Source organism: [Zimmermannella] faecalis ATCC 13722, from assembly GCF_000381765.1.
In the GTDB taxonomy this organism is placed as follows: domain Bacteria; phylum Actinomycetota; class Actinomycetes; order Actinomycetales; family Microbacteriaceae; genus Gulosibacter; species Gulosibacter faecalis.
On the sequence record NZ_KB907074.1, the window covers coordinates 431,508 to 451,643 of the forward strand.

Consider the following 20,136-nt stretch of genomic DNA (forward strand, 5'->3'; position numbering starts at 1 on the left):
TTGTGAACTCTCCTGGGTAGGTGGTGATGCCGCGGGGCGGCGAGGATCAGCTACCAATGGTAGCCGCCTGTCGGGCCGCGACCGCCGTCGCCTCCTGCCGGGCCGGAACGTCGGTGTCGAGATGCGCGAGTGCCGCCGGAATCCTGCGCCCCTTCGCCTTCGTCGCCTGCGCCCAAAGCCTTCCCGCGCGGTACGACGACCGCACGAGTGGGCCCGCCATGACTCCGACGAACCCAAGCTCACGGGCGGTCTCCGAAAGCGCGATGAACTCCTGCGGCTGCACCCACCGGTCGACCGGGTGGTGCAGGCGGCTGGGTCGGAGATACTGCGTCAGCGTGAGCACGTCGACGTCGTGGTCACGTAGGTCGCGCATCGTTGCGACGATCTCGTCGCTCGTCTCCCCCATGCCGAGAATGAGGTTCGATTTCGTGATCATGCCGAGCTCGCTCGCGCGCGCGAGCATCCGCAGCGAACGGTCATACCGAAACCCGGGCCGAATCTGCTTGAAAATGCGCGGCACCGTCTCGATGTTGTGGGCGAACACCTCGGGGTCGGCCGCACACACCGCCTCGATCGCCGCATCCCCGCCGCGGAAGTCGTCGACGAGCAGCTCGACGCCGGTGCCCGGATTCAGTGCGTGAATCTGGCGGGCGGTCTCGGCAAAGAGCCAGCAGGCGCCGTCGGGCAGGTCGTCGCGGGCAACGCCCGTGACCGTCGCGTAGCGAAGGCCCAGTTCGCGCACAGACTCCGCGACGCGTTGGGGTTCCTCGCGGTCGTACCCCGCCGGTTTTCCGGTTGCGATCATGCAGAAGTCGCACCGACGAGTGCACTGGTCGCCACCGATGAGGAACGTCGCCTCGCGGTCTTGCCAGCACTCATAGATGTTCGGGCAGCCGGCCTCTTCGCACACGGTGTGGAGGTCGCTCTTGCGGGCGAGGCGCTTCACGTCCTCGTACTCGGTGTTCGCCGTCGCTCGGGTCTTGATCCATTCCGGCTTCCGCTCGATCGGGCTCTCAGCGTTGCGAGCCTCGACACGCAACAGCTTTCGCCCCTCGGGCGCGAGGGCGCTCACGCGGCCACTCCCTCGACGTGCTGAAAGCGGGCGAGTTCGCGCTCGAGGAGCGGATGCAGCACATCTGCAACCTCCCCGAGCGTTGCGGTCACGCCGAGGTCGGCGAGCGACGTCGTCGCCGCATCACGGATCCCGCACGGCACGATCCGGTCAAAGTCGGCGAGGTCGGTCGACACATTGAGTGCAAGCCCGTGCATGGTCGTATGCTTCGCAAATCGGACGCCGATTGCACAGAGCTTGCGGTCGGGCTCCCCAGCGCGCACGATCCAGGCGCCGGTTCGGCCCGCTACCCGCTGCGCAGCGATCCTGAAGTGGGCCGCGACGCCGATCACGGCGGCCTCCAGGGCCCGCACATACGCCACGACATCCTGCCGCCCGGCGACCCGGACGAGCGGATACGCGATCAGCTGGCCGGGTCCGTGGTACGTAACCGATCCGCCCCGGTCGACGCGAAGGATCGGCACCGAATCGTCGGGCAGATCGTCAGTCAGCGTGCGCGAGCCGGCAGTGTAGACGGGCGCAAACTCGGTGTAGATGACGGTGTTAGGGCGCGAGCCAGCGGCGATCTCCGCATGCATCGCGCGCTGACGGTCATCGACGAAGCGGTAGTCGAGGGGCGTGTCCTCAAGGAGCCGTAATTGTTGCACGCGACATAGTTACACGCAGTCGTAGAAGTCGTTTACGCGAGTTTCGAGCTCGGCGCGTCGACCGCGCCCCCAAATCTCCGATCGCGCGCAACGTAGCGCGAGATCGCCTCCCAGAGGTCCTCACGCGTGAAATCGGGCCAGAGCGTGTCGAGAAATACCATCTCGGCATACGCCGATTCCCAGAGCAGGAAATTCGAGGTGCGCTGCTCCCCCGACGACCGCACAAAGAGGTCGACATCGGGCAGGTCGGGTTGATAGAGGTGCTGCGCGATGTGGTGCTCGCGGATACGGTCGGGCTTGAGTCGGCCGGCCGCAACCTCAGCGGCAACGGCGCGCACCGCATCGCGCAGCTCGACCCGTCCGCCGTAGTTCACACACATGTTCAGCGTCATGCCGGTGTTGTGTTTCGTGAGTTCTTCGGCCGCGAGGAGATCCGAGATGACGGACTTCCAGAGGCGGGTGCGGTTGCCCGACCACACCACCCGCACGCCCCACTCGTGGAGCTGATCGCGCTGACGGTGCAGCACCTCACGGTTGAACCCCATGAGGAACTTCACCTCAGCGGCCGAGCGCTTCCAGTTCTCGGTCGAGAATGCGTATACCGAGAGGTGCTGCACTCCCGCCTGTACGGCGCCCGCCACGACGTCGAGGAGCGCAGCCTCACCCGCACGGTGGCCGTCGGTGCGCGGCAGACCACGCTGATTCGCCCAGCGTCCGTTCCCGTCCATGACGACCGCGACGTGACTCGGCACCGAGCCCTTCGGGAACGCTGGCGGCGTGAGTCCCGTCCAGTCGAGCGGCTTGAACTTGCGGTCGTCAGGGGTCGTCATAGCGTTTAGGGTACGTCGCGCGCGCGACGATCTTGATTCCCCACTTCGACCGAGCGCAAGCCGCGCTCAAGGTGAAACTGCGTGTACGCGGCGACGATGCGGGTCGCCGCGGCCCGCGTGTCATCGTCGCTCGCTTCCGCCACCCGCCAGTTCCCGGCGAGCAGCGCCCAGAGCAGACGCATCGTGTCGACGTCGGCGGTCATTAGCGCGCCGCTCCCCGGCGCATCCTCGTCGCAGACGGCACCGCCCGTCGCGAGCGAGATGCGGGCGTGCGGCCCGGGCCGCCCACAGCGCGTGCAGTTGGTAAATGTGGGTTCCCACCCCGCGAGTGCGAGCGCGCGCAGCAGGTAGGAATCGACGATGAGCCCGGCGGGATGCGCGCGACGCGCGAGGTCGCGGAGCGAACCGACGAGTTGTGCGAACTGGAGCGGAGCGGGCTCCGACTCAAGCAGCCGGTCAGCCGCTTCCAGCACCGCACTCGCGGCGGTGTAGACCTCGAAGTCGTCGACAAACTTGCCCGCGTAGCTCTGCACCGTGACGACCTGGGTCACGGTATCGAGGCCACCCGCCCCGAGCCTTCGCGTATAGAACTGCGCGTCGAGTAGGTTTCCTGGCTCGAGGCGCGCGCCGAACTTCGATGTCGTGCGCCGAACGCCACGGGCGACAGCACGGATTTTGCCGTGCTGCCGCCCGAACATCGTCACTATTCGATCGGCCTCACCGAGCACGTGGGCGCGAAGTACCACGACCTCGTCGTCATAGTTCGGCATGGCCGGCGGAGGCTACTCGCCGCCGTTTCGAATCGCGCGGTTCACGCTCGACACGATGGCTTTGAGCGAGGCGTTCGAGATATCGGAGTCGATCCCGACGCCCCAGAGGCGGTGGCCGTCGACCTCGAGCTCAACGTAGGCCGCGGCAAGGGCGTCGCCCGACGCCGAGAGCGTGTGCTCGACGTAGTCGTAGAGCTTCACGTCATAGCCCCGGTCGGCGAGCACGTTGAGGAACGCGTTGACCGGCCCGTTCCCGGTGCCCTCGATCGTGACGTCCTCGCGGTCCCGGCGCAGCTTCACCGTGATCGTCGTGGTGCCGTCCATCTCGGTGGAGGTGCGCACGCCGAAGATCTCGAGGCGACCCCACTTCGACTCGGGTTCGGGGTGCGGGAGGTACTCATCGACGAAGACCTGCCAAATCGCGTCGGGGTCGATCTCGCCGCCCTCGGTGTCCGTGCGCTGCTGCACGATGCCCGAGAACTCGATCTGCAGTCGACGCGGCAGGTCGAGGTTGTGGTGTTCCTTGAGCAGATACGCGACGCCGCCCTTACCCGACTGCGAGTTGACGCGAATGACCGCCTCGTAGGTGCGGCCGAGATCGCGCGGGTCTACCGGGAGATACGGCACCGCCCACGGCAGCTCGTCGACAGCGACGCCAGTCTCTTCGGCCTTCGCGGCCATCGCCTCGAAGCCCTTCTTGATTGCATCCTGGTGCGAGCCCGAGAAGGCCGTGTAGACGAGGTCGCCGCCCCACGGGTGCCGCTCGCCGACGCGCAGCTGGTTGCAGTATTCGACGGTGCGGCGCACCTCGTCGATGTTCGAGAAGTCGATCTGCGGGTCGACCCCCTGCGTGAACAGGTTGATTCCGAGGGTGACGAGATCGACGTTGCCGGTGCGCTCACCGTTGCCGAAAAGGCAGCCCTCGATACGGTCGGCACCCGCCTGGTAGCCGAGCTCGGCCGCGGCGACCGCGGTACCGCGGTCATTGTGCGGGTGCAGCGAGAGAATCACCGAGTCGCGACGGGTGAGGTTGCGGTGCATGAACTCAATCGAGTCGGCGTACACGTTCGGCGTCGCCATCTCGACGGTTGCTGGCAGGTTGATGATGATCGGATGCTCGGGGCTCGCGTCAAGCTCCTCGATCACGGCGTTGCACACCTCGAGCGCGTAGTCGAGCTCGGTGCCGGTGTAGCTCTCGGGCGAGTACTCGTAGATGATCTCGGTGTCGGGGGCGAGCGATTCGAAGCGCTTGCACATGCGTGCGCCCTCGAGCGCGATCTGCGTCACGCCCTCGCGGTCCTCGCGGAACACGACCTCGCGCTGCAGAGTGCTCGTGGAGTTGTAGAGGTGAACGACGGCGCGCTTCGCGCCGCGCAGCGATTCGTACGTGCGCTTGACGAGGTGCTCGCGCGCCTGCGTGAGCACCTGGATCGTCACGTCGTCGGGGATCTTTTCCTCGTCGATGAGGCGACGCACGAAGTCGTAGTCGGTCTGGCTCGCCGAGGGGAACCCGACCTCAATCTCCTTGTAGCCCATCCGCACGAGCAGGTCGAACATCACCATCTTGCGCTCGGCCGACATCGGGTCGATGAGCGCCTGGTTGCCATCGCGAAGGTCGACCGCGCACCACCGGGGCGCCTTCGTAATCGTCTGGTCGGGCCAGGTGCGGTCGGGCAGCGTGACACCAAACTGGGTCGCGTACGAGACATAACGGTGCACGGGCATGCCCGAGGGCTTTTGCAGGTTCTGCATGAGTTGAAGCTTTCTTCTGAAGAGTTGTGGCCTAAGCCAAGCATCGACAAACTCCGCGACAGGGAAGGCTTAGTTGCTAAGCCCCGCCGCGGCACAGAAGAAGGAGGGTGCAGGCCGGATGCATATGCTCACCCTAACACCGTCATGAAGCGCCGCGTGCCCAGGTCGCTACGAGCGCGCGTGCCGACCAAGCAGGCGCTGCACTCGCAGGGTGCCGCGCAAATCATTCGTGACGCGACCGCCCTCGATCACCACGACGTGGTTCGCGCGCGTCGCAAGATCGACGTCGCCGGTCGCGTGGACGACACCGATGCCGTGTTCGCTCGCGACGGCACGTAGCAGGGAAACGAGCAGGTGTCGCTCGCGCTCGGGAAGCCCGCCGTAGGGGTCGTCGGCGGCGACGATTGCCGGCCGCGCGGCGATGGCGCGACCGATCGCGACGCGATACTGCAGTGACAGCGGCAATTCCGAAACGATCGCGGTGCCGGCGCCCATGAAGCCGAGCGAGTCGCGAAGCTCCTGCACCTCGGCCTGGCCGAGCGCCCCGCGGTGATCGGGCAAGAGCCCCTGCCGCAGGTGCTCGTCGAGCGTGCGGCCGGGCGTTACGATGGGGTCGCGGAGCAGCACCCCGACACGCTCGGGATCCGATACGGGCTCCGGCCCACTGCGAGGCACGAAACGCCGCCCCTCGATGACGCTGAACCCAGAGTCGACGGGCTCGAACCCGAGCGCCGCGCGCAATGCTGCGCCACCCGAGCCATCCGGCGAGAGCAACACCGTGGTCTCGCCCCGGCGGGCGACGAAGCTCACTCGCCGCAGCGGAGCATTGCCGGTGCGGGTGAGCCCGAACACCTCCATCCCGTACGCGCCGGGAGCGTGGTGCCCGGTCGCGTTTTTGGGTTGGGCATTCATGCGATCCAGGTTAGAACGCGCCGCGTGCGGATACGTCAGCGGCATATCGGAGCGAGCGTCATACCGCGGGATGACTCTGGCCGCCGACGTCGTGAGGTCAGAGCAGTCCGTGCTCATATGCGTACACGACGAGCTGCACTCGATCGCGCAGGCCGAGCTTCGCGAGAATGCGCGAAATGTGCGTCTTCACGGTCGCTTCAGAGAGGAACTCCTGCGTCGCGATCTCGCCATTCGACATCCCCTTCGCGGCGAGGAAGAACATCTCCCGCTCGCGTTCTGTGAGTGCTTCGAACTCCGCGGGCTCGCCCTCGAGTCGGTTCGGCGATTGCGAGAAGCGGCGAATAAGGTCGGCCGTCGCCTGAGCGGCGAACACCTCCGAACCCGAGTGCACCGTGCGAATCGCCGCGAGCAAGAACTCCGGGTCGGCGTCTTTGAGCACGAACCCCGAGGCGCCGGCGGCGACGGCCCGCGCGACCGCCTTGTCGAGGTCGAAGGTCGTGAGAATCAGGATTCGGCTCTCTAGTCCGCGAGCAACGATCTGCTGTGTCGCTTCGAGCCCATCCATGTTGGGCATGCGCACATCCATGAGGATGACGTCGGGCTTTACCGACATCGCGAGCCGCACGGCCTCGGCGCCGTCGGAGGCTTCTGCGACGTACGACATGTCGTCTTGCGAGTCGACGAGCATGCGAATACCGCCACGGAACAGCTGTTGGTCATCAACGAGCGCAACGCGAATCGGGCCGCCCTGTTGGGGAGAGTCGTTCATGCTCATTAGCCTACGATGTCGACGATTCCGATTCGTTCTGCTTGTGCGGCAAGCCGGGTGTCGCGGCTGCGCGCGACCGGTCGACGAACGGGAGGCTGGCGTGCACGACCCAGGTGTCCCCCTGCGCCGACGCGGTCACGGTGCCGCCCACTACCGCGAGCCGCTCACGCATACCGACGATGCCGTGGCGGGAGCCGCTCTGGAATTTCGGCTTCTTCGCGATCCGGTTGCGAACCGTGATCTCGTAGTGGTCGCTCCACTTCGACACGAGCTGTGTCGGGTAGCGCCCGTCACCGTACTTGAGCGCGTTCGTGAGTGACTCCTGCACGAGTCGGTAGATCGCGACCTCGGCGTTGGCGCCGAGGGGACGGCGCTCGCCAATGACCGTTGTCTGCAGGTTGAGGCCCGCGGCTCGGATGCGTGCGACGAGCGGTGGCAGGTCGTCGAGCGTTTTCCGCTCGGTCTCTGCCTGCGTGTGGCGGAGCTGCGAGAGCAATCCGCGCACGTCGACGAGCGCGTCTCGGGCCGTCTCGGAGATCGTCGCGAGCACGGGCTCAACCGCCTGTGGCGACGATCGCATGAGGTACCGGCCGCCGTCGGCCTGCGCGACGACGACGGCGAGTGAGTGGGCAACAACGTCGTGCATGTCGCGCGCAATCTGGCTTCGCTCCTGCTCGACGACGAGCTGTTCCGCAGCGCGCTGATACTCGAGCTCGGCGATCTGCGCCGAGTGCGCGTATCGGCTTGTCGACATCTGCATCCGCTGCACCGCGCCACCCACCCAGCTGAGCACCGAGACGAGGATCAGCGGCACCGCCGAGATCGAGAAGTTGACGAGGAACGTGTCGAAGTTGAGCACCGCGTCGCCGCCGACAACTGAGACGAACGGCATGTCGACGGGAAACATCGCGATGTACGCGGCTTCGATGGCCGGATACACGAGGCTCGCGACCGCCGTGAGGTAGAACAGTGGGCGCGAGCCCCACACTGCGCCCGTGAATAGCACGACGACGATCGCGATCTCCATGCCGTGCGGCGGCAGGCCCAGGAGCAGTTTGCCGAGAAAGCCCGAGGTCATGAGGATGAACGCGGCCCATGGCGAGGCCCTGCGCACGATGAACGACGCGGTGAAGATCGCCCACACCGGCAGCGACAGCCAGTCGAAGTAGTAGCTCCAGTCGGCGCGTAGCGAGAACGGAAACCCCACCGTCAGCATGAGCGCGAGCGCGAGTACTGAGTCGCTCAGCCACTTGTGTTCGACCTGGTACCCGAGAATCGCGCGCAACCATCCGGGCATCGTCGACGGCACGCGCCGCCGGCGCGTCGCGGCGCTAGAAGCCGAGCTTGCCGAGCTGCTTTGGGTCACGCTGCCAATCTTTCGCCACCTTGACGTGCAGCGTCAATTTCACGCGCCCGGGCGAGATCGCCTGAATCTGCCGGGTCGCGTGCTGTCGCACCATCTTGAGGCGCGACGCGCCCTTCCCGATCACGATGCCCTTCTGGCTGTCGCGCTCGACAATGACGCTCGCGAAGATCTCGCGCACGCCGTCGTCGTGTTCAAGGATGTCGTCGACCTGCACGGCAATCGAGTGTGGCAGTTCGTCGTGCACGCCCTCGAGGGCTGCCTCGCGAATGAGCTCCTCGACGCGCTGCGTGTACCGCTCCTCCGTCACCATGTCGTCGGGGTAGAGCGCCTCGGAGACGGGCATGAGTGCGATGAGTTCTTCCACGAGGGTGTCGAGATTGATCTTGTCGACCGCGGATACGGGGATGATCGCGTCCCAGTCGCCCAGCTCCGAGACCGCGAGCAGCTGCTCTGCCACCTTCGCCTTCGAGGTTGTCTCGACCTTGGTGACGAGGGCGACCTTCTTCGCACTCTTCGCCTTGTCGGCCCACTCGTAGATGAATCGATCGCCCGGGCCCAGCTCCTCGTTGGCGGGCACGCAGAATCCGACGACATCGACCTCTGCGAGCGTTTCTTCGACGACGTCATTGAGGCGCTGCCCGAGCAACGTGCGCGGCCGGTGCACGCCCGGCGTGTCCACGATCACGAGCTGACCCGACTCGCGGTGCACGATGCCGCGAACCGCGCGCCGCGTAGTCTGCGGCTTGGACGACGTGATCACGATCTTTTCGCCGACGAGCGCGTTCGTCAGTGTCGACTTGCCGACGTTCGGGCGCCCGATGAACGTCACGAATCCGGCACGGAATTCGCTCATGCTGTTTCCTCTTCTTTCGACGGGTGTGCGGGTTCCACGACCCGAACTTGAATGCGAGTGACTCGGTGCCGACGACCCACCCGGTCGGCAAGCAGCGAGAGTCGCCCGACGACGGCCTGGTCGCCGAGCTGCGGGATTCGCTCGAGCGCCATCGTCAGCAAGCCACCCACGGAGTCGACGTCTTCGTTTTCGAGCTCGAGGTCGAGGAGCTCACCGAGGTCGCTGAGTCCCATGCGCGATGAGACCACGAGCGAACCATCACTGAGGAGCTCGTACTCGTCGGAGGCACGGTCGAACTCGTCGCTGATCTCCCCGACGAGCTCTTCAATCAGGTCTTCCAGGGTCACGAGTCCCGCGATGCCGCCGTATTCGTCGACCACCATCGCGAAGTGGTTCGATTCCCGCTGCATGCGGCGCAGCAGCTCGTCGGCCGCAAGCGACTCGGGCACGAACGTTGCGGGCCGCGCGACACCCTCGGCGGTGAGCGTCGACGTCGGGTGTTCGAGCACGTGACGCGCGAGATCTTTCTGATAGGCGATGCCTCGAATATCGTCGCTGTCTCGGCCGACGATCGGTGCGCGCGAGATCCCGACCTTCAGCAGTTCTCCGAGTGCCTCGCTCGCGGTCGCGTCGGCGTCGACCGTGATCATGTCGGTGCGCGCAACCATGACCTCGCGCACGAGCCGGTCCGAAAAATCGAACACGGAGTGAATGAGCTCACGATCATCCTCGTCGAGCACCTCTTGCTCGGCCGCGGCGTCGACCATCGACAGCAGCTGTTCCTCGCTCGAAACCGTCGCGCCGCGGTGCCCACTCGACGGTGTCACGATGTCGCCAAGCGCGCCGAGCAGGTCGCTCACTGGCCCGATCGTGACGCGACACGCGCGCGCGAGCCACCCGAGATACCGCAGCGTCTGCTTCGGGTGCGTTCGGCCGATCGAGCGTGGCGCTGAGCCGGTGAACAGGATGTGCGCCGCGAGCATGACGATGGCTGCGATGAGGAACGCGAGCCAGGCCTCCGAGACAATTGACGTGAGCCACACCGAGATGAGCACGGTCGCGAGCGTCTCGGCCGAAATGCGGGCGAAACCCGTCGCCTCACGGTGCCCCGACATGTTCTCGCTGATCCGCAGCAGCCGCTCCGGCCGCGCGAGCCCCTCGGCCTCGTCGATGACGTCGCCGCGCGAGAGCACGGCAATCGCCGACTCGACGGCCGCAAGCAGCGCCGAGGCGATGATGAGCAGGATCGTCGCGATGACGACGAGGGCGGCGATCACGTTACGCGCGACCCCGCTGTCGTTTCCGCTCGTGCGCCGCGAACGCCGCGAGAATCTCGTCCTGCAGCGCGAACATGCGCTTGTGCTCCTCGGGCTCGGCGTGGTCGAACCCGAGCAGGTGCAGGATGCCGTGGGTCACGAGGAACCGAATCTCGTCCATCGTGGAGTGCCGGTTCACGATCGCCTGGGCGGCCGCCACCTCGGGGCAGACCACGATGTCGCCGAGCAGGCCCGGCGGGGTCTGGCGCTCGATCGAGCCCGGACGCAGCTCATCCATCGGGAAGCTCAGCACGTCGGTCGGGCCCGGCTCGTCCATCCACTGCACGTGGAGTTCTTCCATCATGGCCACGTCGGCAAAGACGATGCTCAGCTCGGCGTCGGGATGCACGCGCACAAAGTCGAGCGCGAAGGTCGCGAGCCCGAGTACCTGCGCCTCGTCGACGTCGTACCCCGACTCGTTGTTGATCTCGATGCTCATCGTGACTGCTCCTGGTTGCGTTCGAACTCGTCATAGGCGTCGACAATGCGGGCGACCAGGCTGTGTCGCACCACGTCGTCGCTCGTGAGCTCGGCGAAGTAGATATCCGGAAGGTTCCGCAGCACGCGGGAGGCGTGGCGCAGGCCCGAGCCGCCGCCTGGAAGGTCGACCTGGGTCACGTCGCCCGTGACGACGAGCTTCGAGCCGAAGCCGAGCCGCGTTAGGAACATCTTCATTTGTTCGTGCGTCGTGTTCTGTGCCTCGTCGAGAATCACGTAGGCGTCATTAAGGGTGCGACCGCGCATGTACGCGAGCGGCGCGACCTCGACCACGTTCTGGGCCATGAGCTTCACGACGAGGTCGGGGTCGAGCATGTCGCCGAGCGCGTCGAACAGTGGCCGCAGGTATGGGTCGATCTTGTCGTTGAGGGTGCCGGGGAGAAACCCCAGCCGCTCCCCCGCCTCAACGGCGGGTCGCGTCAGCACGATCTTGTTGATCTCGTTGCGCTGCAGCGCCTGCACGGCCTTCGCCATCGCGAGGTAGGTCTTGCCGGTACCGGCTGGGCCGATACCAAACGTCACCGTGTTGACGTCGATCGCGTCAACGTAGCGTTTCTGCCCGAGCGTCTTCGGCCGCACTGCGCGACCGCGGGCGTTCACGATCGCCTCGCCGTACACCTGCGTCGGCGACGACGAACTCGCGAGCATTTGCCCTGAGCGCGCGACCTCGTCGGGTTCGAGCGCGACGCCGGCCTGCGCGAGCGAGGCGAGCTCGCGCACGAGCTGTTCAGCGACCTCGACGTCGTCGTGATCGCCGCGCAGGTGCACCTCGTTGCCGCGCACGAGCACGGCGACGTTCGGATGCTCGGCCTCAATCGTCGTGAGGAGTCGGTCTCCCGGGCCGAGCAGGTGCACCATCGAGGCGCCCTCGATGACGACGGTACGTTCAGTTTGTGGCAAGTGAGGCTTCCTCCAGCCCGCCCGAGAGCACGTGGGCGTGCACATGAAATACGGTTTGCCCGGCCTTCGCACCGGAGTTGAAGATGAGTCGGAAATCACCGTCGCCGAGCTCGTTCGCGAGCCGCTCACCCGTCGCGACGATGTGGGCGAGCAAGTCGGGGTCGGCCGCCGCGAGCTCAACGACATTGCGGTACTGCGGGTCCTTCGGCACTACGAGCAGATGCAGCGGCGCCGCCGGCTTGATGTCCTTGAACGAAATCACGCGATCGTCCTCGTAGACAATGTCACTCGGAATCTCACGGTTGATGATGCGGGTGAAGATGCTGTCGGCCATGCTCGCGAGTCTACCGGCCGAGGGACGCGCGCCTACCAGCGCCCGAGCCTCGTGAGCAGGGTCGCGAGGGCTGCCGGGCCGGCGGTCGAAGTGCGTAGGACGTTCGTTCCCAGGCGGCACCGCACCGCACCGGCCTCCTCGAGCAGGGCGAACTCTGCCGCGTCGATGCCGCCCTCGGGCCCGACGACGAGGGCGAACGAGTCGGATCCCGTGAGGCTGAACTCGGTGAGCGTGCGTTCGGCGACCGGATCGAGCACGACGAGGGTGGTCGATTCGGCGAAACCGGCGAGCTGCTTCGTCGACACGACGTCGCGCACTTCGGGCACCCGCGCTCGCAGCGCCTGTTTGCTCGCCTCGCGGGCGATGGTCTGCCAGCGTGCCCGCTGTTTACGTTGCTTCTCGCCCTGCCACTTGACGACCGACCGCTGGGACTGCCAGGGCACGACCTCGTCGATGCCGAGCTCGACCGCCGCCTGCAGCGCGAGTTCGTCGCGCCCGCCCTTGGCGAGTGCCTGCACGAGCTGGATGCGCGGCGCCGGCTCGGGTTCGAGGAGCGCGTCGGTCTCGGCTCGCGCGGTGAAGCGGTCGCGGTCGGCCTCGAGCACGGTGGCGGCGACGCGCGTGCCGCGGCCGTCGAGCAGATCGATTCGCTCCCCCGCGCGCAGCCGTGCGACGCTGACCGCGTGACGCGCCTCTTCGCCCGTCACCTCGACGACGTCACCGGTGTGCACGTCGTCGAGGTGCTCGGCAAAGTAGGCGTGGGCCACTAGCGGCCGAACTTTCCGCGCAGGCGCGAGAAGAGGCCCGGCTCGTCGCGTAGAAGCTTCGGCTCCTGCGGATTCTTCTCGCGGTCGGCGAACTGCTTGAGCAGGTCGCGCTGCTTGTGGTCGAGCTTCGTCGGCGTGCGCACCTGCAGCGTCACCTCGAGGTCACCGCGGGCCGAGCTGCGCAGCCGCGTGACGCCGCGCCCGCGCAGGGTGATGACGTCGCCGGGCTGTGTACCGGCCGGGATCTCGAGGTCGATGTCGCCGTCAACGCCGGCGAGCTGTGTCGTGGTGCCGAAGATCGCGTCGATCATCGAGATTTCGACGCCGGCGAGCAGGTTGTCGCCGTCACGCGTGAACGTCTCGTCGTCACGCACGCGAATCTCGAGGTAGATGTCGCCGTAGGCGCCGCCGGCGGCGCCGGCCTCGCCCTGACCGGGCAGGTGCAGCCGCAACCCAGTGTCGACGCCCGCAGGAATGTCGACCGGCAGCGTCACCTGTGCGCGCACGCGCCCCTGCCCATGGCAGGTCTCGCACGGGTGCTCGATGACGGTGCCATACCCCTGGCACATCCCGCACGGGGTCGACGTGACAACGGGACCGAGCACCGAGCGCACCTGTCGCGTTACCTCGCCCGCGCCGCCACAGGCGGAACACGTCGTCGGCGAGGTACCGGGAGCACAGCAGTCGCCCTCACAGGTGCCGCAGCGCACGGCCGTGGCGACCTCAATATCGCGATGCGTGCCGAACACGACCTCCGCGAGGTCGAGGTCGACGCGCACGAGCGCATCCTGCCCTCGCTGTGCCCGAGAGCGTGGCCCGCGCCGGCTCCCGCCGCCGCCACCGAAGAACGCGTCGAAGATATCGCCGAAACCAAAGCCGCCTGCCGCCGGCTGGTCGCCGAGGTCGTACTGCTGGCGTCGCTGCGGGTCAGACAGGGTGTCGTAGGCCGCCGTGACGTCCTTGAACTTCTCGGCCGCTTCCGGCGACGGATTGACGTCGGGGTGGAGCTGGCGCGCAAGCTTGCGATACGCCTTCTTGATCTCTTCGGGGCTCGCCTCGCGGCTCACGCCGAGTGTGTCGTAATGGTCTGCCAAGACCTGTGCCTCCTGGTATGCATTCGATGAAGTTCGTGTGTGGTGACGCAGTCCACCTAGCGCGGCGCGTCGAAGATGCGCGAGAGGTATCTCGCGACGGCACGAATCGCCGCGATGTTGCGCTGGTAGTCCATGCGAGTTGGCCCGAGCAGCCCGAGTCGGGCTTCGCCGCTGCCGGAAGAGTAGCCCGCGGCGACGATACTAGTCTCCTCGAGCGCCGAACCGGGGTTCTCGTGACCGATCGAGACCGCCACCTCGCGAGCGTCGAGGTCGAGCTCGGCGACGAGGCGCACGAGCGCGACCTGCTCCTCGATCGCCTCAAGCACGGGGAAGATCGACGAGAAGTCGTGCTCGCTCAGCGCAAGGTTGGCAGCGCCGGCGATGATCAGCTTGTCATCGCGGTTCGCGAAGACCTGGCGCACGAGTGAGCCCAGCACGTGGGACGCCGCGTCGCCGAGTTCATCGTCAACGAGGTCGTCGTCGGCCGAAAGCTCACGCAGCTCGGCGGCCGCGTCTTCCAACCGCTTGCCGACGAGTCGCTCGTTCACGATGTCGCGTAGCCGCAAAAACTGCGTCTCGTCGGCTTCGTGTTCGAGGTCGACGATGCGCTGCTCAACTCGCCCCGAGTCGGTGATCAGCACGACGAGCAGCCGGCGCGGCGATAGCGCTACGAGCTCGATGCGATGAATCCGCGCCTCGAGCAGCGACGGGAGGTGTCCGATCGCGACCGAGCCGGTGAGCTGCGCGAGGCTGCGCACCGACCGGGTGAGGAGTTCCTCGGGGTCGATCGCACCCTCCATGAACTGCTCGATGGCGCGCTTCTGGGCCTGCGTGAGGGGACGCACGTCGGCGAGGTGGTCGACGAACAGGCGGTACCCCTTGTCGGTGGGCACGCGGCCCGAGGACGTGTGCGGGGCGACAATGAGATCGGCCTCCTCGAGGGCGGCCATGTCGTTCCGAATGGTCGCCGCAGACACGCCAAACTGATAGCGCTCCACCAACCGCTTCGAACCGACCGGCTCTCGCGTGGCGACGTAGTCGCCGATGATGGCGCGCAACACCTCTAGACTGCGTTCGCTCACCATGTCGCCCAGTTTACTTCGGCTCAGGCGAGCTCCCGGGCCACCACGTCGGCGAGGAGCCGACCCCGACGCGTGAGCCGCAATGTTCCCCGAATCGCGGACGGGCCGTCGATGAGCTCGGCGGCGATGAGTTCCGCGATACCGCGCCGTTCGCGCAGCTCCGAGAGGGGCAGGCCTTCGGCGAGGCGGCTGCGCAGCAGTACGCGTTCGGCGTAACGCTGATCGGACGTGAGTTCCTCCCGCGCCGCGGCGGGCGAGTTGCCGTCACGGAGCCTCGCGGCGTACGCCGCGGGATGCCTCACGTTCCAGAAGCGCGTGCCGTTCACGTGGCTGTGTGCGCCGGGGCCGAATCCCCACCAGTCGGTGTCGTGCCAGTACGCGAGGTTGTGCCGAGAGGGATGCTCGCCATCGAGCGACCAGTTCGAGATCTCGTACCAGCGGTAGCCCGCGGCACCGAGCAGGTCGTCGGCGAGCTCGTACATAGCGGCCTGGAGGTCGTCGTCGACCGGGCCCACCTCGCCGCGGCGAATCTGCCGCGCGAGTGCCGTCCCAGGTTCGACGATGAGTGCATATGCGGATATGTGGGTCGGTTCGAGGGCGATTGCCGCCTCGAGCGATGCCCGCCAGTCGTCGATCGTTTCGCCGGGCGTCCCGTAGATCAGGTCGACCGACGCCTCGAGGCCCACCCGCTTGGCCGCGGCGACCACCTCGGGCACGCGGGCCGGGTCGTGCGTCCGGTCGAGCGTGCGCAGCACGTGCGGCACCGCCGACTGCATGCCGAAGCTCACGCGGGTAAATCCGCCGTCGCGCAGTTGTGCAAGGTACGCCTCGTCCACCGAGTCAGGATTTGCCTCGGTTGTCACCTCGGCACCCTCGCGGATACCAAACGCGTCGCGAAGCCGGCCCAGCGTCGCGACAAGGTCGCTCGCGGGCAGCAGCGTCGGGGTTCCGCCGCCGAAAAATACCGTGTGCAGGGGTTCGTGGTGGCCCGCGCGGGCGAGAACGCCCGCCGCGAGCTCGATCTCGAGCGCCACCGCGTCGGCATAGCTCGACTGGCTCACGCCGCGCAACTCCTGCGCGGTGTACGTGTTGAAATCGCAGTAGCCACAGCGCACCCGACAGAACGGGATGTGCACGTACGCCCCGAACTGTCGGTCGGCGAGGCCGGTGGTTGCGGATTCGGGGAGGGCGCCGTCGCTCGGCACCGGATCTCCGTCGGGTAGAGCGCTAGGGGGCAACTCGACCGTTCGATTCGAACACCTCGGCCGTGATCGGCATGCGCTCAGCCCAGAGGGCTTCCATCTGCTCGGCACACAGCTCGATCTCGCGCTGCGGGAACGAGGGGAAGGTCGAACCATCGACCTTCCGTCGCAGCGACAGGAAGTTCATCAGGGATCGCGCGTTGACCGTGACATACATCGACGAGTAGATGTTCAGCGGCAACACCGTGCGGGCGACCTCGCGGGCAACCCCGGCGTCGAGCATCCGCTGGTAGCTCGCGTACGCGGCCTCCGACTGTGCCCGAACCTCACGCTGCACGAGCTCGACCTGCTCGGGCGTGCCGGAGTGGAACTCGTACTTACCTGGGCGGCCCTCCTGGCGCAGGTTCCGCTCCGGGGCGGGCACGTAGAACACGGGCTGAAGCTCGCGGTAGCGGCCCGATTCCTCGTTATAGCTCGCCATGCGGTGCCGCTGGAATTCGCGGAATACGAAGATCGGTGCCTGCACGTAGAAGGTGAAGGAGTTGTGTTCGAACGGCGTCCCGTGCCGGTCGCGCATGAGGTAATTGATAAGGCCGCGGTCGCGCTTTGCGAGTTCGTCGGCGCTCTCGGCCGCCTCGAGGCTCTGCTCCCCCTGCGTCGACACGCGAGCTGCGAACAGCACGTCTCGGTCGGCGCCCTGCGCGCGCACGAGTTCAACGGTTACGTCACTTCGGAATTCGATCGCGTCAGTCACCCGAATATCCTAGCTCTCGCGTTCCAACGAGATTGCCTGGCGGAGCGCCTTGCGAGCGCGCGCCGTGTCGCCTGAGGCGCGGTACGCGAGCCCAAGGAGTACCCAATTGCGCCACTGTTCGGGTGCCGCCTCGGTTTGGGCTTTCCAGACCTCAAAGTCGGCGTCGGCCGCAGCCCGCTCGGGGCGACCGCTGTTCTGCCGCGGCAGATTGTCTTCTGGCAGCTCGCCCGCCTCCGCCATTCGCTCGACGAGCCGGTTCGACTGCGCTACGAACTGCAGGTCGCGCACGACAAACAGAACTCCGACAATCGGGAAGACCGTGAGGGCAATGCCCATGATGATTCCCGCCACGTCGCCGCTCGTCACCAGCCCCCACACGAGCCCAGCGATCGCCACGACGTAGATCGCCATGAGGGCGACTAGCACATAGACGCCGATTTTCGCGCCGTTGGCACTTCGCATCCCGCTACCTGCCCGATTCCAGACCGAGCAGAGCATCGAGGCCGACCGTGAGGCCCCGAAGGTCGGGCGACTGTCGCAGCGCGAGTTCGATTCCGTGCGAGTACGCGCCCGGGCTCAGGGTCTCGTGCCGAATCGTCACGACCTCACCCACACCTCCAAGGATCACCTGCTGGTCGGCGACGACGCCGCGCAGACGCATCGAGTGCACGGGAATGCCGGCAACGACCTCGCCGCGCGCGGTCTGGTCGGCAAACGGCGGCTCGAGCGCGGTGTCTCGTGCTGCGGCGATCGCCTCGGCGGTGCGCACTGCGGTGCCCGACGGCGAGTCGATCTTGCGGTCGTGGTGCGCCTCGATCACCTCTATCGAGTCGAAGAAGCGCCCCGCAATTGCCGCGAGGTGCGTCGAGAGCACCGACCCCACCGAGAAGTTCGGCACGACGAGCACGCCGCGGTCGGCGGGAATTTCTCCCTCGAGCTCGGTAAGACGATCGGCGTTCCAGCCGCTCGTGCCGACGACTACGTTGAGCCCGTGTGCGAGCGCAAACGAAACGGCGCGCTCCGAGAACTCAAGATTCGTCACGTCGATGAGCACGTCAGCGCCCACCATCTCGTCGAGCGAAGAAGACGAGTCGAGCGCGGCGTGCAGTGCGAGCTCGTCGGTCGATTCGATGAGATCGACAATGACTCGGCCCATGCGGCCGGTCGCGCCGGTGACGGCGACGTTGATCGTCATGTGTGATGGGCTCCTCAGGTGCGGTGAGTTGCGGCGCAGGCTGCGACGCGATGCGTTGAGTTAGACGTTTGGCGTCCAGGGCATGCCGGTGCGCTGATGGTGCGGCAGGTGCGACATCGAGCCGAATAGGGTCAGCTCGTTGGGGCGGGTCGAGCGGATACGCACGATCGAGAGCGCGGTATTGCCACTTCGCAGAGTCAGCCAGCGCCATTTCGGCAGGTCGAGCGCGCCTGCGACGAGTGACCCGATGACGAAGTTGTGCGTGACCAGCAGCGTGTGCACGTCGCCGCGCTCGCGCGTGAAGTATGCCGCGCGGGCATCCTGCATCTGCGCCTCGCCGGCCTCCACCGTCTCGGCGTCGACGCCCGAGAAGAAACTGTCGTAGCCCTCCGGAGCGCCCTCCTTCGACGAGGGGATGCAGTCGAACAGCAGGTTCGACGGCTCGATCGCGGGGCCTTGCACGTACTCGTGGAGGATGTCGGAGGTCTCGAGCGCGCGGTCGAGCGGCGAGGTAAACGCGCGGTCGAACGGCACCTCGCGCAGGCGCGCGCCGAGCGCGTGTGCCTGGGCGCGGCCGCGCTCCGAGAGTGGGCCGTCGTTGACGCCGAACTCCGCGTCGCGCTGCTCGCCGTGACGCACGAGGTACAGGAAGTGACTCATACGAGTGCCTCCAACTCTTCGCGGGCCGCCTTCGTTACCGGCCCGATAGTTTCTGCGGTCAGGCGGCCGAGCAGGAGGCCCGCGAGCCCCCGCACGTCCTCGGCGGTGACCTCAGTGAGCCGCGCAACCGAAGTGTCGAGGTCGATGAACTCGCCGAGCACGAGGTCGGCCCGGGCGAGTCGGTTCATGCGGGAGTGCATCGACTCGAGCGCGAGGGCGCCGCCGCCTGCCGCGGACGTCTTCGCATCGGCAAGTTCTGCGTCGGTCACACCTTCGCTCGCGATGCGCTCGAGCTCACCGCGAATCACCCGAATCGCTTCCGCCGCCTTCTCGGGCAGGCACGCAAGGTTCACTCCGGTGATGCCGGCGTCGGCGTGGCTCGCGGCGAACGAGTACACCGAGTACACGAGGCCGCGGCGTTCGCGCACCTCATGGAAGAGGCGAGACGACATGCCACCGCCGAGGATGTGGTGCAGCAGCCCGAATGCGTGTCGGCGTGGGTCACCCGCGGCGAGGCCGGCGGTGGCGAGGATGAGGTTGGTCTGTTCGAGCGGGCGCTCGAGCATCTCGAGCGGCTGTCGACGGGCAATCTCGAGCCCAGGGTCGGCCTCGCGGCGCGCAACGGGCGCGCGCTCGGTGTCGAGGTTCCATCCGCCCGCACGCAGCCCCGCCTCGAGCCGCTCGAGGGCCGCCTCGTGGTCGACACGACCCGCGATCGCGACAACGAGCGTCGATGGCCGGTAGTTGCGACGATAGAACTCCCAGACCTCGTCGCGCAGCGACGCCTGGATCGACTCCGGCGTGCCGGCGATTGGGCGGGCGAGCGCGTGGTCACCGAAGTAGTTCTCGTAGAAGCGTTCCCAGAGCACGTCGACGGGGTCGTCTTCACTCATGGCGATCTCTTCGAGAATCACGCCCCGCTCAAGCTCGAACTCTCCGGGGTCGAGCAGCGAACCGGTAAGCATGTCACTGAGCACGTCGATCCCCATGCCGAGGTCTTCCGCCCGCACCCGCGCGTGATACACCGTCTGCTCCCGCGAAGTCGCGGCGTTGAAATCACCGCCGACGCGTTCAAATTCCAGCGCGATCGTGCGGGCATCCCGCGTCGGGGTGCCTTTGAACAACAGATGTTCAAGGAAGTGGCTCGAGCCGTACTCGCGGTCGCGCTCGTCGCGCGACCCGAGCGGTACGTAACAGCCGATCGAGACCGAAGCCGCTCCCGGCACATCCTCGGTAATGAGTCGCACCCCGCTCGGTAGCACGGTTCGCCGCAGCCGCGCTCCCCCGGAAATCTCTTCGTCGAGGTTGGGAAGTGTGAGCGGCAACGGAACGGGTGCAGACATATCGACCCGAGTTTACCGGA

General features: G+C 66.8%; 22 protein-coding genes. All 22 read right to left on the reverse strand.

Translation table 11 applies throughout. The annotated features are described in order from the left end of the window. Positions 1-46: 46 nt before the first annotated feature. Positions 47-1,072, reverse strand: a complete 1,026-nt coding sequence (lipA, locus tag G328_RS0102010; protein WP_019617674.1) for a lipoyl synthase — start codon at positions 1,070-1,072, stop codon at positions 47-49. Then, positions 1,069-1,719: a lipoyl(octanoyl) transferase LipB gene (lipB, locus tag G328_RS0102015; RefSeq protein ID WP_019617675.1), complete on the reverse strand. Its 651-nt coding sequence runs from the start codon at positions 1,717-1,719 to the stop codon at positions 1,069-1,071. The genes lipA and lipB overlap by 4 nt, the downstream gene beginning before the upstream one ends. Before the next feature lie 32 nt (positions 1,720-1,751). Then, a complete protein-coding gene (locus G328_RS0102020; RefSeq protein WP_019617676.1) occupies positions 1,752-2,549 on the reverse strand; it encodes an isoprenyl transferase in 798 nt (265 codons plus the stop codon). Between the two features lie 5 nt (positions 2,550-2,554). Next, a complete protein-coding gene (recO, locus tag G328_RS0102025; RefSeq protein WP_019617677.1) occupies positions 2,555-3,319 on the reverse strand; it encodes a DNA repair protein RecO in 765 nt (254 codons plus the stop codon). Between the two features lie 12 nt (positions 3,320-3,331). Then, positions 3,332-5,071, reverse strand: a complete 1,740-nt coding sequence (leuA, locus tag G328_RS0102030) for a 2-isopropylmalate synthase (RefSeq protein ID WP_019617678.1) — start codon at positions 5,069-5,071, stop codon at positions 3,332-3,334. 168 nt (positions 5,072-5,239) lie between these two features. Then, positions 5,240-5,983, reverse strand: a complete 744-nt coding sequence (locus G328_RS0102035; protein WP_154651499.1) for an ATP-binding cassette domain-containing protein — start codon at positions 5,981-5,983, stop codon at positions 5,240-5,242. A gap of 97 nt (positions 5,984-6,080) precedes the next feature. After that, positions 6,081-6,752 (reverse strand): response regulator, encoded by a 672-nt coding sequence (locus G328_RS0102040; protein ID WP_026339589.1) that lies wholly within the window; start codon positions 6,750-6,752, stop codon positions 6,081-6,083. A gap of 10 nt (positions 6,753-6,762) precedes the next feature. Then, on the reverse strand, positions 6,763-8,118 hold the full coding sequence (locus G328_RS13760) for a sensor histidine kinase (protein ID WP_154651500.1): 1,356 nt from the start codon (positions 8,116-8,118) through the stop codon (positions 6,763-6,765). Continuing rightward, complete coding sequence (era, locus tag G328_RS0102050; RefSeq protein WP_019617682.1) at positions 8,084-8,971, reverse strand: GTPase Era; 888 nt, start codon at positions 8,969-8,971, stop codon at positions 8,084-8,086. The genes G328_RS13760 and era overlap by 35 nt, the downstream gene beginning before the upstream one ends. Further along, positions 8,968-10,248, reverse strand: coding sequence for a hemolysin family protein (locus G328_RS0102055; RefSeq protein WP_019617683.1), 1,281 nt, complete (start codon positions 10,246-10,248; stop codon positions 8,968-8,970). The genes era and G328_RS0102055 overlap by 4 nt, the downstream gene beginning before the upstream one ends. Position 10,249: 1 nt before the next feature. Further along, on the reverse strand, positions 10,250-10,726 hold the full coding sequence (gene ybeY / locus G328_RS0102060) for an rRNA maturation RNase YbeY (RefSeq protein WP_019617684.1): 477 nt from the start codon (positions 10,724-10,726) through the stop codon (positions 10,250-10,252). Continuing rightward, positions 10,723-11,643 carry a PhoH family protein gene (locus G328_RS13765; protein WP_019617685.1) on the reverse strand — a complete coding sequence of 307 codons (921 nt, stop codon included), beginning with the start codon at positions 11,641-11,643 and terminating at the stop codon, positions 10,723-10,725. Before G328_RS13765 ends, ybeY begins: the two co-directional genes overlap by 4 nt. Before the next feature lie 28 nt (positions 11,644-11,671). Further along, positions 11,672-12,019, reverse strand: coding sequence for a histidine triad nucleotide-binding protein (locus G328_RS0102070; protein WP_019617686.1), 348 nt, complete (start codon positions 12,017-12,019; stop codon positions 11,672-11,674). A 32-nt stretch (positions 12,020-12,051) separates the two neighbouring features. Continuing rightward, a complete protein-coding gene (locus tag G328_RS0102075) occupies positions 12,052-12,786 on the reverse strand; it encodes a 16S rRNA (uracil(1498)-N(3))-methyltransferase (RefSeq protein WP_019617687.1) in 735 nt (244 codons plus the stop codon). Further along, the gene (dnaJ, locus tag G328_RS0102080; RefSeq protein WP_019617688.1) at positions 12,786-13,880 is read right to left on the reverse strand and encodes a molecular chaperone DnaJ; all 1,095 of its coding nucleotides are present in this window, start codon (positions 13,878-13,880) and stop codon (positions 12,786-12,788) included. Before dnaJ ends, G328_RS0102075 begins: the two co-directional genes overlap by 1 nt. 56 nt (positions 13,881-13,936) lie before the next feature. After that, the gene (hrcA, locus tag G328_RS0102085) at positions 13,937-14,965 is read right to left on the reverse strand and encodes a heat-inducible transcriptional repressor HrcA (protein WP_026339590.1); all 1,029 of its coding nucleotides are present in this window, start codon (positions 14,963-14,965) and stop codon (positions 13,937-13,939) included. A gap of 20 nt (positions 14,966-14,985) precedes the next feature. Further along, positions 14,986-16,167 carry a radical SAM family heme chaperone HemW gene (gene hemW, locus G328_RS0102090; protein ID WP_019617690.1) on the reverse strand — a complete coding sequence of 394 codons (1,182 nt, stop codon included), beginning with the start codon at positions 16,165-16,167 and terminating at the stop codon, positions 14,986-14,988. Positions 16,168-16,189: 22 nt separating this feature from the next. Next, a complete protein-coding gene (thyX, locus tag G328_RS0102095; protein ID WP_019617691.1) occupies positions 16,190-16,918 on the reverse strand; it encodes an FAD-dependent thymidylate synthase in 729 nt (242 codons plus the stop codon). A gap of 9 nt (positions 16,919-16,927) precedes the next feature. Beyond that, entirely contained in the window at positions 16,928-17,380 is a 453-nt protein-coding gene (locus G328_RS0102100) for a tetratricopeptide repeat protein (protein ID WP_019617692.1), read from the reverse strand. A gap of 4 nt (positions 17,381-17,384) precedes the next feature. Then, complete coding sequence (gene dapB / locus G328_RS0102105; protein WP_019617693.1) at positions 17,385-18,113, reverse strand: 4-hydroxy-tetrahydrodipicolinate reductase; 729 nt, start codon at positions 18,111-18,113, stop codon at positions 17,385-17,387. Between the two features lie 60 nt (positions 18,114-18,173). Then, complete coding sequence (locus tag G328_RS0102110; RefSeq protein WP_019617694.1) at positions 18,174-18,773, reverse strand: histidine phosphatase family protein; 600 nt, start codon at positions 18,771-18,773, stop codon at positions 18,174-18,176. Beyond that, entirely contained in the window at positions 18,770-20,116 is a 1,347-nt protein-coding gene (locus tag G328_RS0102115; protein WP_026339591.1) for a M16 family metallopeptidase, read from the reverse strand. Before G328_RS0102115 ends, G328_RS0102110 begins: the two co-directional genes overlap by 4 nt. Positions 20,117-20,136: the final 20 nt, after the last annotated feature.